Below are 10,919 nucleotides of genomic sequence, written 5' to 3'. Positions count from 1 at the left end.
AGTTGCGGAAACAGAGGAAGCATTTGAAGAAGAGCTAGTTGCGGAAACAGAGGAAGYATTTGAAGAAGARCTAGTTGCGGAAACAGAGGAAGCATTTGAAGAAGAGCTAGTTGCGGAAACAGAGGAAGCATTTGAAGAAGAGCTAGTAGAAGAAACAGAGGAAGCAACAGAAGAAGCATTTAAGGAAGAGCTAGTTGCGGAAACAGAAGAAGTATCTGAGGAAGAACTAGTCATCGAAGCAGAGGAATTATCTGAACAAGAAACAATGGATTTGAAAGCAGAAAACGAAGAGCGTGTGCTAACTTCAGAAGCAAGTGAGCAAACGAAAGAAGATGTTCAAAACTTTGCAAATGTTTTAATAGAAGAGACAGGGAAAAAACAAGAAGTTGCTGTAGAAAAGCCTGCTGAGAAAAAAGAAGAGCCAAAGCGTGAGAAAAAACGCCATGTCCCGTTCAATGTTGTGATGTTAAAACAAGATAGAAGAAAATTAATGGAAAGACATGCAGCAAGAGTGAATAACATGACGCAGGCTCCTACACAACAAGTGGAAGAATCTCCACGAGTAAATGAGAAGCCAATGCAGCAAGTAGTGGTAGAAAGTCAAGCCGAAGAGAAGCCAATGCAAGAAGTAGTGGAGGCTCAAGCCGAAGAGAGACCGGTACATCAAGAAGTAGTGAAAGCTCAAGCCGAAGAGAGACCGGTACATCAAGAAGTAGTGGAGGCTCAAGCCGAAGAGAGACCGGTACATCAAGAAGTAGTAAAAGCTCAAGTTGAAGAGAGATCAGTACATCAAGAAGTAGTGGAGGCTCAAGCCGAAGAGAGACCGGTACATCAAGAAGTAGTGAAAGCTCAAGTTGAAGAGAGATCAGTACATCAAGAAGTAGTGGAGGCTCAAGTCGAAGAGAGACCGGTACATCAAGAAGTAGTGGAGGCTCAAGCCGAAGAGAGAACGGTATACCAAGAAGTAGTGAAACCAAAATTAGAAGAGCAACCAATGCAGCAAGTGATAGTGGAAACACAGTTGGAAAAACAACCTGTTCAGCAAGTTGAAGAAACAACACCTGTTGTAACGGCAGAAGTACAAGAAAAGGCATATGTTGTAGCGCGCAGAGAAAATGATATGCGTAATGTGTTGCAAACACCGCCTGAATATGCAATGCCACCATTAACATTGTTGACAATTCCGAGTCAGTCATCATTTGATAATACGGAATGGTTGGAAGAGCAGAAAGAATTATTGGATACGACGTTTAATAATTTCCATGTTGGGGCTCATGTTATAAATGTTTCACAAGGACCGGCTGTAACTCGTTTTGAAGTACAACCTGATCCGGGTGTGAAAGTTAATAAAATTACAAACTTAAGTGATGATATTAAGTTAAGCTTAGCGGCTCGAGATATTCGAATTGAAGCACCGATTCCAGGGAAAAGCGCAATCGGAATTGAAGTGCCGAATAAAGAAAGTAAAGCAGTATTTCTTCGAGAGATTTTAAGAAGCCCTGTGTTCACGAAGAGTGAATCGCCGCTTACAGTTGCACTTGGACTTGATATTTCTGGAGAGCCGATTGTAACAGATCTTCGTAAGATGCCGCATGGATTAATTGCTGGTGCGACTGGATCAGGAAAAAGTGTATGTATTAACGCGATATTAACGAGTATTTTATACAAAGCGAAACCACATGAAGTGAAGTTGATGCTTATCGATCCGAAAATGGTTGAGCTGGCACCATATAATTCTATACCGCATCTGGTTGCGCCCGTTATCACAGATGTTAAAGCAGCGACAGCGGCTTTAAAATGGGCTGTAGAGGAAATGGAACGCCGCTATGAATCGTTTGCACATGCAGGTGCGCGTGATTTAACTCGTTACAATGCGATTATGAGTGAACAGGAAATTCCTGGCGAGACATTGCCATATATCGTCATTGTCATTGATGAGTTAGCTGATTTAATGATGGTTGCTCCTGGCGATGTGGAGGAAGCAATTTGTCGTATTGCACAAAAAGCACGTGCTTGTGGCATTCATTTAGTCGTTGCAACGCAGCGTCCATCTGTAGATGTTATTACAGGTTTAATTAAGTCAAACATTCCGACGCGTATTGCGTTTACTGTATCATCACAAGTTGACTCACGTACGATTATTGATATCGGTGGGGCAGAAAAATTACTTGGCCGCGGCGATATGCTATTTTTAGGAAATGGAACATCAAAAGCGGTTCGTGTGCAAGGTGTATACGTATCGGATGATGAAATTGAAAAATCGGTTGCTCATGTGAAAAAGCAAATGAAACCTCATTATTTATTTAAGCAAGAGGATTTATTGGCAAAAACAGAGCAACATGAAGCGGAAGATGAATTGTTTTTTGATGCATGTCAATTTGTTGTAGAGCAAGGGGGAGCCTCTACATCTTCTGTACAGAGAAAATTCCGTATTGGTTATAATCGTGCGGCACGTCTTATTGAAGAGATGGAAGCACAAGGAATTATTTCTGAAGCACGGGGAACAAAACCGAGGGATGTCCTTATTTCAGAGGATGAATTTGCCGCTATGCAAGAAACCAATGTATAGGGACCGGTTTTGCTGTATACTAAGAGAAAATGTTGGATAGTAAAGTAGGGAGTAAACGACATGAAAGAAATTGAATTAAAACAAAAAGGTGAAATCAATCGACTAACAAATAGAACATTTAAATTCGATGAACGAGTTGGAGAAGGCTGGTTTTCTGCCGTTTACTTTTTAAAAACTCGTGACATTATTCAAGAATTTCGCCCAAACAGTGTTGTAACGATGCAATTTTTCCAAAAAGAACATGCAGTACTTTGTGGAACAGATGAAGTATTGGCATTGTTACAAACATTCGCTGAACATCCGGAAGAACTTGAAATTCATTCTTTAAAGGATGGCGATCAAATTAATCCGTTTGAAACGGTTTTAACAATTCATGGACCATACGAATATTTTGGATTTTTAGAAGGTGTAATTGATGGAATCTTAGCTCGTCGTACATCAGTTGCGACGAATGTATATAATGTTGTACAAGCTGCTCGCAGTGGCGAAAAAGAAAAACCAGTTATCTTCATGGGTGATCGTGATGATCATTATACGCAGCAAGCTGGTGATGGATATGCTGCTTATACTGGTGGTATGAGTGCACAAGCGACACATGCAATGAATGAATGGTGGGGCAGAAGTGGAATGGGGACGATGCCTCACGCACTGATTCAAATGTTCAATGGGGATGTTGTAGAAGCGGCTAAAGCGTACTATAAAAAATTCCCAGAAGATGATTTAGTTGTACTTATTGATTACAACAATGATGTCATTACAGATGCACTTCGCGTGGCACGTGAATTTGGATCAGAATTAAAAGGTGTGCGTGTTGATACATCACGTACAATGATTGATCAATATTTCATCCGTCATCCAGAAGTACTTGGCACATTTGATCCGCGTGGTGTCAATCCATCCCTTGTTTTCGCGCTCCGTAAAGCGCTTGATGAAGAAGGTTTCCAACACGTAAATATTGTTGTAACTGGTGGATTTGATGAGAAACGTATTCGTGAATTTGAAGCGAAAAATGTTCCTGTAGATATATATGGAGTAGGCAGTAGTTTACTCAAGATGAACATTGGCTTTACTGGTGATAATGTAGAATTAAATGGAAAACCAGAAGCGAAAGCTGGACGCAAATATCGTCCAAACTCGCGTCTAGTGCGCGTTCAATTAGAAAAAAGAGAAGATATGTAAGTAAAGGAAAAACTGATAGGCGATTGACCCTATCAGTTTTTCTGTTATCATAGTATAACGGATTGTTTTTTGCTATAATAGGTTTGTTATGGACATAAGAGAAGTACGTGTTTATCCCGACTGGTGATAACAGATTAAAGTTTCACCGTACCCGGAAATATATGATGATTACCAAAATAAGAAAAGATTCATATACTGTCTTATAGATAGGCCGTTATATTAGTTCGAAATGTTGGAGGTTCTTTAAGATGACAGTTTACCATTTTGTAGGAATTAAAGGAACAGGAATGAGTTCATTAGCACAAATTCTTCATGACATGAAGCACACTGTTCAAGGTTCTGATTTTGAAAAACGTTTCTTTACACAAACAGCTTTGGAAAAGCGTGGTATCTCCATCCTTCCTTTTGATAGAAATAATGTAAAAGAAGGACAAGTGGTTATCGCAGGAAACGCGTTTCCTGATACGCATGAAGAGATCGTAGCAGCACAAGAATTAAATATCCCAGTACACCGTTACCACCACTTTTTAGGGAATCTTATGAATAAGTATACAAGTGTTGCTGTAACAGGTGCACACGGAAAAACATCAACAACAGGTTTGTTAGCCCATGTAATGCAAGGTGCACACCCAACATCTTACCTTATTGGAGATGGAACAGGGCATGGGGTAGAAAATAGTAAGTATTTTGTGTTTGAAGCATGTGAGTATCGTCGTCATTTCTTGTCTTACTATCCAGACTATGCAATTATGACAAATATTGATTTTGATCATCCGGATTATTTTACAGATGTGAATGATGTATTTAGCGCATTCCAAGAGATGGCATTGCAAGTGAAAAAAGGAATTATTGCATGTGGTGATGATGAAGAACTTCAAAAAATTCAAGCGAAAGTACCTGTTATTTTCTATGGATTTGGTGAAGATAATGACTTCCAAGCTCGTAACATCCAAAAGAGAACAGATGGTACTGTATTTGATGTGTTCGTTCGTAATACGTATTATGAAACGTTCCAAATTACAGGATACGGCAATCACAGCGTATTAAATGCGTTAGCGGTTATTGCGCTTTGCCACTATGAAAATGTTGATGTAGAAGCGGTAAAACAACAATTAACAACTTTTGGAGGCGTAAAACGTCGCTTTAATGCAAAGCCGATGGGAGAACAAGTCATCATCGATGACTATGCACACCATCCGACAGAAATTAATGTAACGATTGAAGCTGCTCGTCAAAAATATCCAGAGCGTGAAGTTGTCGCTGTATTCCAGCCACATACATTCTCACGTACAGAAAAATTCTTAGATGAGTTTGCAGAAAGCCTAAGCAAAGCTGACCAGGTATACTTATGTGATATTTTCGGATCAGCACGTGAAAACAAAGGTGATTTAACGATTCAAGACCTGCAACAACGTATTGATGGTGCAGAATTGATTACAGATACAACAACAGATATATTGAAGAAACATAAAACTGGCGTACTCATTTTTATGGGCGCAGGTGACATCCAAAAATTCGAAGCAGCTTACGTGAAAGAAGTGCAAGTTGCGGAGAAGTAATAAAGAGAAGACGTGCAGCGACGGCTGCACGTCTTTTTTGTCAAACAGTGTCGATTGGTCGATATGTTGTGTCGAATCGCCGATATATCATGAGAAACGGTCGATATATTTCAAAAAGCGCTGATATATTGGTGGTGCATGTTCTTTTTGTATATAAACCTTAACATTTTCTATCTTCAAATGTTAGAATAATAAGAAAATGCACAAGGGGATAGAGAAAATGTTCACACTTCGAATCGATGATGAAATCGAACTTCAATTGCTAGAAAAACATCATAAAGAAGAGTTGTATCAATTGGTCGATCAAAACAGGGAGCATTTAAGAAAGTGGCTTCCGTGGGTAGATCATACAAAATCTGCGGATGCATATGACGAAATTCTTCCGATGTGGCTGAAGAAATTTGCAGATGGAAACGGTTTTGAAACGGGTATACGTTATAAAGGAAGGCTCGTTGGAATGGTTGGTATTCACGAGGTAAGCTGGGGAAAGAAAGCAACGAGTCTTGGATATTACCTTGCCGAAGAAGCAGGTGGAAAAGGAATTATGACGCGAAGTGTAAAAGCTGTGCTTCGCTATGCGTTTGAGGATTTAAAATTGAATAAGATAGAAATCCGTTGCGGGGTAGAGAATCAAAAAAGCCGTGCGATTCCAGAGCGACTTGGTTTTCACTTAGACGGAATTATGCGTGATGAAGAATGGCTCTATGACCATTTTCATGATATTGCCGTATATAGTTTATTAGCTTCAGAATGGAAGGGAAATTGATGAACGATAAGATTTGTATTACGCCATATGAAAGTAGGTATCAATCTGACGTAGTTGATTTAATTGTTCATATTCAGCAAAAAGAATATAACGTACCAATCACAAGGGAAGAGCAGCCAGATTTACTAGAGATTGAGCAATTTTATCAAAGGGAGAACGGAAACTTTTGGGTGGCAACGTATGAAGAAAAAGTAGTTGGAACTGTGGCTTTATTAGATATTGGAAATGAACAAGTGGCCTTAAGAAAAATGTTTGTGAAAAAAGAATTCAGGGGTAAAGTGTGGGGGACAGCGAGTCTTTTATTACAAACAGCCATTTCTTGGGCGAAAGAAAAAGGATTAGAAGGCATTTATTTAGGAACAACAGTACAGTTTTTTGCGGCACATCGCTTCTATGAGAAAAGTGGATTTCAGAGTATTAGAATGGAAGAGTTGCCAGAGAGTTTTCCGGTGCTTCAAGTAGATAAGAAATTTTATAAGTATGTTTTTTGAAAAATAGAGATCAAAAAGGTCTCTATTTTTGTTGGTAGAAATGGAAAATATAGTATAATTAGGGGTGGAGGTGATGATATGAACTTTCCTATTCAAAGAAGCACACCAATTATGATTTTTGTAAGTGCGATGTTAATTCTTATGGTTGTTTTACCAATCGGGATGCTGATTATAAACAAAGGGAACTGGGGATCAGCACTGATAGGAATGGCGATCTGTCTTATTGTAAATGTACCACTCGTTTGGGAAGTATTTATTAAGAAACATACTGTAGAAAATGGTGTATTAAAGTACGGTATATTGAATGATGACATTGTGTTATCTGATGTGAGAGTTATTCGTCAAGTTGGAAAATCACTCGAAATTACAACAAATCAATATAAAGTACATATGCTTGCTATGCCAAAAGGGAAGGAGAAGTTTTTGTCACTCATTCAAGAAGCGAATCCACATGTGAAAATAGATGTGAAAGCATAATGGGAGGCGAGAGATGAAACATGAAACATTTTCGGCTGTTATTTTGTTTTGAATTATTGATGGTACTGGTCGTTTGTGTCAGAGGGCATGTTCGCTGGGGGTGGCCTTTGTATGTATCGGTAGCGGTAGGCATTTTAGCAGTTGTACTTTTGTTGTATTATCATTCTCGTCAAACTCGAAGTAAGGAACATAAAATAGAGAAATAATATCGGCGATTCAACACAACGTATCGACCATTCGGCAAAATACGACACATAAAAAGAGCTCTCCTAACGAAAAGGAGAGCTCTTCTTTGTTCTATTTTAAGTTCTCAGGATTTAAAGCTTCTAATTCAGGTACCACGAAGCGACCGTCTTTACGGATTAATACGTCGTCGAAGTAAATTTCGCCTCCGCCGTATTCAGGACGTTGGATGCATACTAAATCCCAGTGGATGTTAGAGTTATTGCCATTCCATGCATCGTCGTAAGCTTGTCCAGGAGTGAAGTGGAAGCTGCCATCGATTTTTTCATCAAATAGGATATCGCCCATTGGATGTAAGATGTATGGGTTTACGCCGATTGCAAATTCACCAACGTAGCGTGCACCTTCATCTGTATCAAAGATTTTGTTGATACGTTCTGTATCGTTCGCAGTTGCTTCAATGATTTGACCGTTTTTAAATGTAAGTTGTACATTTTCGAATGTATAGCCATTGTAAGGCGATGGTGTGTTGTAAGAAACTGTACCGTTAACAGAATCGCGAACTGGTGCAGAGTATACTTCACCGTCTGGAATATTTAAATGACCCGAGCATTTAATAGCTGGAATATCTTTAATAGAGAATGTTAAGTCAGTTCCAGGACCAGCAAGGCGAACTTTATCTGTTCTGTTCATGAGTTCAACAAGGTTATCCATTGCTTTATCCATTTTGCCGTAATCTAAGTTACATACTTCGAAGTAGAAGTCTTCGAATGCTTCTGTGCTCATTTTTGCAAGCTGTGCCATAGACGCATTTGGGTAGCGAAGAACAACCCATCGTGTTTTTGGAACACGGATGTCTCTATGAACTTTTTTACCTACTGTTTGACCATGGATTTTCATACGTTCACTTGGAACGTCAGCTTGTTCATTAATGTTATCACCAGAGCGAAGACCGATATAAGCATCCATATCTTTCATTACGCTTGCTTCATATGCAGCGATTTGCTCGAAGTGCTCTTCAGTAGCACCCATTAATAAAGAACGATCTACTTGATGGTCTTTCAATGAAACGAACGGGAAACCACCAGCTGCATATGCTTCTTTCACAAGTGCAGTTACAAGTTCTTTTTGCAGACCAAAGTTTTCAATCAATACTTTTTCGCCTTTTTGTAAGCGGATGGAGTAGTTAATTAAATTATGTGCTAAAGTTTCAATGCGTGGATCTTTCATATGTAAAGCCTCCCTACTAATTATGTATCCTTTTATATTGTAACCTACTTGCTGGAATTTGTTTAATGATTTATGGTACATTTGACGAACAAGTATGAAAATTCCAATGAAACGACAAGGGTTAGAACGAAACGGAAAATGATTGTATAATAGGAGAAAGTATGAAAAAGATAAAGGAAGTGATGAAATGCAAGTTCTTTTATATGTAAGTGCAGCTATTATCGCAATTGCTTTTGCTGTATTGGTGGTATATGTATGTAGAACATTACTATCGGTTCAGAAGACACTTGAAAATGTTGCAGGAACACTAGAAGGATTAGAAAAGCAAATGCAAGGGATAAGCGTAGAGACGGAGCAATTATTACATAAGACGAACGCGTTAGCTGATGATATTCAACAGAAGTCACAGTCGTTAAATAAAGTAGTAGAAGGCGTAGATGGAATCGGAACAACAATTCATTCTTTAAATACGAAGCTTCGCAGTGTATCGGATTCTGTTACGAATGAAATTGAAAATAATGCAGATAAAGTAGCGCAAGTTGTACAATGGAGTAGTGCAGCGATTGAAGTCTACAATCACTACCGTGCTACTAGACAAGAAAAGAAGCTAGAAAAAGCTGAGAAGAAGTTAGAGAAAGCAGAGAAGAAAGAGAAGCGTTCTAGACTTCCGATTCGTATGAGAGGTGAATAAAATGAGCATGACAAAGATTGAAACAATGGAAGAGTTTGAAGCATTATTAGAAACACCAGAACCATATATCCTTTTTAAACATAGTACAACATGCCCAATTAGCCACGGAGCATATACAGAATTTGAAGCATATTGTCATGATGAAAAAGAAACACCTGCGTATTATTTATACGTGCAAGATGCAAGAGATGTTTCAAACCGTATCGCAGAGCACTTCGGTATTAAACATGAGTCTCCACAAGTGCTGTACATAAAAGATGGTATGGCGGTATGGCATACATCTCATTGGAATATTAAGAAGCAAACTTTAGAAGAGAATGTGAAGTAGGAAGAAGCAAGCGGATTCGCTTGCTTCTTTTTGTTTTAGGATTTATTAAATATATTTGTAAAGTATATCATGTGACAACCTGATGTCTATCCGATATAATAAGTTATCTTAAACATGATAATAAAGTAATTAAACATATATATAAACAACTTTGAAAGAGGTGGCTTTCTTATGGCATCACAAGAACTAGATCGTTTACGTTCTCAAATCGATCAAATGAACCTACAAATTTTAGAATTACTAAATGAAAGAGGTCGTCTTGTTCAAGAAGTCGGTAAATTGAAAGAAGTACAAGGTGTGAAACGATTTGACCCTGTACGTGAAAGAAGCATGCTGGATTTAATTGCGGAGAAGAACGATGGACCGTTTGAAACATCTACGCTTCAGCATATTTTTAAACAAATTTTTCAGACAGGCTTAGAATTACAAGAAGACGATCATCGCAAGGCGCTTCTTGTTTCGCGTAAGAAAAAGGCAGAAGATACGATTGTTGATATAAAAGGTGAAAAAATTGGTGATGGAAATCCTCACTTTATTATGGGACCTTGTGCGGTAGAAAGTTATGAGCAAGTGCGTCAAGTAGCGGAAGCAATGAAAGAACAAGGATTAAAGCTTATGCGCGGTGGTGCATTTAAACCTCGTACATCACCTTATGATTTCCAAGGTCTTGGATTAGAAGGATTACAGATTTTACGTCAAGTTGCGGATGAATATGATTTAGCGGTTATTAGTGAAATTTTGAATCCGAATGATATTGAAATGGCATTAGATTATGTTGATGTGATTCAAATTGGGGCACGTAATATGCAAAACTTCGAACTGCTCAAAGCTGCGGGTGCTGTGAAAAAACCAGTATTATTAAAACGCGGTTTATCAGCGACGATTGAAGAGTTTATATATGCGGCAGAATATATTATTGCACAAGGTAATGGAGATATTATTTTATGTGAACGTGGTATTCGAACATATGAGAAAGCAACACGTAATACGCTAGACATTTCCGCTGTACCGATTTTAAAGAAAGAAACACATTTACCTGTTGTAGTCGATGTAACGCATTCTACAGGGCGTCGTGACCTTCTGTTACCAACTGCAAAAGCAGCAATGGCGATCGGTGCTGATGCGGTCATGGCTGAAGTACATCCGGATCCAGCTGTAGCATTATCAGATTCAGCACAACAAATGGATATTCCAGAATTCAATCAATTTATGAAAGAATTAAAAGCATTTCGTGGTAGATAGTTTTTTAAAAATTAAGGTCTATGCGACACTTGTGCATAGACTTTTCTCTGTAAAACAGGTGGTAATTACTCCCACCTTGGAATTCAGCGAAAGCATACACGGTAGGTCGGAGAGAAACGGTCTTCAAAAGCCCAATTGGCGAGGGCTGATAATCAGTGGGGGTGAAGAAAATATCCATTGATTAAAGTTTCATTTTATGCAGAA

General features: G+C 38.6%; 11 protein-coding genes. 10 read left to right on the top strand and 1 reads right to left on the bottom strand.

The features are described from left to right. The 7 genes from AZF08_RS04975 to AZF08_RS28380 all read left to right on the top strand — a co-directional run. Positions 1–2,569 (top strand): DNA translocase FtsK (locus tag AZF08_RS04975; RefSeq protein WP_265184959.1); only part of this gene is annotated, 2,569 nt, incomplete at its 5' end. Positions 2,570–2,629: 60 nt separating this feature from the next. After that, positions 2,630–3,748 carry a nicotinate phosphoribosyltransferase gene (locus tag AZF08_RS04970; RefSeq protein WP_033674261.1) on the top strand — a complete coding sequence of 373 codons (1,119 nt, stop codon included), beginning with the start codon at positions 2,630–2,632 and terminating at the stop codon, positions 3,746–3,748. A gap of 248 nt (positions 3,749–3,996) precedes the next feature. Beyond that, complete coding sequence (murC, locus tag AZF08_RS04965) at positions 3,997–5,307, top strand: UDP-N-acetylmuramate--L-alanine ligase (RefSeq protein ID WP_033674260.1); 1,311 nt, start codon at positions 3,997–3,999, stop codon at positions 5,305–5,307. Positions 5,308–5,527: 220 nt separating this feature from the next. Next, complete coding sequence (locus AZF08_RS04960; protein ID WP_033674259.1) at positions 5,528–6,073, top strand: GNAT family N-acetyltransferase; 546 nt, start codon at positions 5,528–5,530, stop codon at positions 6,071–6,073. Then, positions 6,073–6,564: a GNAT family N-acetyltransferase gene (locus tag AZF08_RS04955; protein ID WP_033674257.1), complete on the top strand. Its 492-nt coding sequence runs from the start codon at positions 6,073–6,075 to the stop codon at positions 6,562–6,564. The genes AZF08_RS04960 and AZF08_RS04955 overlap by 1 nt, the downstream gene beginning before the upstream one ends. Positions 6,565–6,642: 78 nt before the next feature. After that, the gene (locus tag AZF08_RS04950) at positions 6,643–7,041 is read left to right on the top strand and encodes a PH domain-containing protein (RefSeq protein WP_033674255.1); all 399 of its coding nucleotides are present in this window, start codon (positions 6,643–6,645) and stop codon (positions 7,039–7,041) included. A 20-nt stretch (positions 7,042–7,061) separates the two neighbouring features. Further along, on the top strand, positions 7,062–7,247 hold the full coding sequence (locus tag AZF08_RS28380) for a hypothetical protein (RefSeq protein WP_082246047.1): 186 nt from the start codon (positions 7,062–7,064) through the stop codon (positions 7,245–7,247). Between the two features lie 91 nt (positions 7,248–7,338). Here AZF08_RS28380 and AZF08_RS04945 read toward each other — a convergent pair whose 3' ends face one another. Further along, on the bottom strand, positions 7,339–8,454 hold the full coding sequence (locus AZF08_RS04945) for an aminopeptidase (protein WP_033674253.1): 1,116 nt from the start codon (positions 8,452–8,454) through the stop codon (positions 7,339–7,341). A 142-nt stretch (positions 8,455–8,596) separates the two neighbouring features. Between AZF08_RS04945 and AZF08_RS04940 the strand changes: the two genes are divergently transcribed. From AZF08_RS04940 to AZF08_RS04930, 3 genes are all read left to right on the top strand, one after another. Further along, positions 8,597–9,145: a DUF948 domain-containing protein gene (locus AZF08_RS04940; RefSeq protein ID WP_033674251.1), complete on the top strand. Its 549-nt coding sequence runs from the start codon at positions 8,597–8,599 to the stop codon at positions 9,143–9,145. Position 9,146: 1 nt separating this feature from the next. Beyond that, positions 9,147–9,473 (top strand): bacillithiol system redox-active protein YtxJ, encoded by a 327-nt coding sequence (ytxJ, locus tag AZF08_RS04935; RefSeq protein ID WP_033674248.1) that lies wholly within the window; start codon positions 9,147–9,149, stop codon positions 9,471–9,473. Positions 9,474–9,644: 171 nt separating this feature from the next. After that, on the top strand, positions 9,645–10,715 hold the full coding sequence (locus AZF08_RS04930) for a bifunctional 3-deoxy-7-phosphoheptulonate synthase/chorismate mutase (RefSeq protein WP_033674246.1): 1,071 nt from the start codon (positions 9,645–9,647) through the stop codon (positions 10,713–10,715). Positions 10,716–10,919 lie beyond the last annotated feature (204 nt).

It is taken from the genome of Bacillus gaemokensis (genome assembly GCF_001590835.1).
Lineage (GTDB): Bacteria > Bacillota > Bacilli > Bacillales > Bacillaceae_G > Bacillus_A > Bacillus_A gaemokensis.
The sequence above is the reverse complement of the archived record's forward strand: the minus strand, read 5'-3'. Positions and strand labels throughout refer to the sequence as shown.

Bases quoted from the DNA above. Each gene is read 5' to 3' on its own strand.
- AZF08_RS04955 (WP_033674257.1), top strand. From the start codon at position 6,073: ATGAACGATAAGATTTGTATTACGCCATATGAAAGTAGGTATCAATCT.
- ytxJ (WP_033674248.1), top strand. From the start codon at position 9,147: ATGAGCATGACAAAGATTGAAACAATGGAAGAGTTTGAAGCATTATTA.
- AZF08_RS04930 (WP_033674246.1), top strand. From the start codon at position 9,645: ATGGCATCACAAGAACTAGATCGTTTACGTTCTCAAATCGATCAAATG.
- AZF08_RS04970 (WP_033674261.1), top strand. From the start codon at position 2,630: ATGAAAGAAATTGAATTAAAACAAAAAGGTGAAATCAATCGACTAACA.
- AZF08_RS04950 (WP_033674255.1), top strand. From the start codon at position 6,643: ATGAACTTTCCTATTCAAAGAAGCACACCAATTATGATTTTTGTAAGT.
- AZF08_RS04945 (WP_033674253.1), bottom strand. From the start codon at position 8,454: ATGAAAGATCCACGCATTGAAACTTTAGCACATAATTTAATTAACTAC.
- AZF08_RS28380 (WP_082246047.1), top strand. From the start codon at position 7,062: ATGAAACATTTTCGGCTGTTATTTTGTTTTGAATTATTGATGGTACTG.
- AZF08_RS04960 (WP_033674259.1), top strand. From the start codon at position 5,528: ATGTTCACACTTCGAATCGATGATGAAATCGAACTTCAATTGCTAGAA.
- murC (WP_033674260.1), top strand. From the start codon at position 3,997: ATGACAGTTTACCATTTTGTAGGAATTAAAGGAACAGGAATGAGTTCA.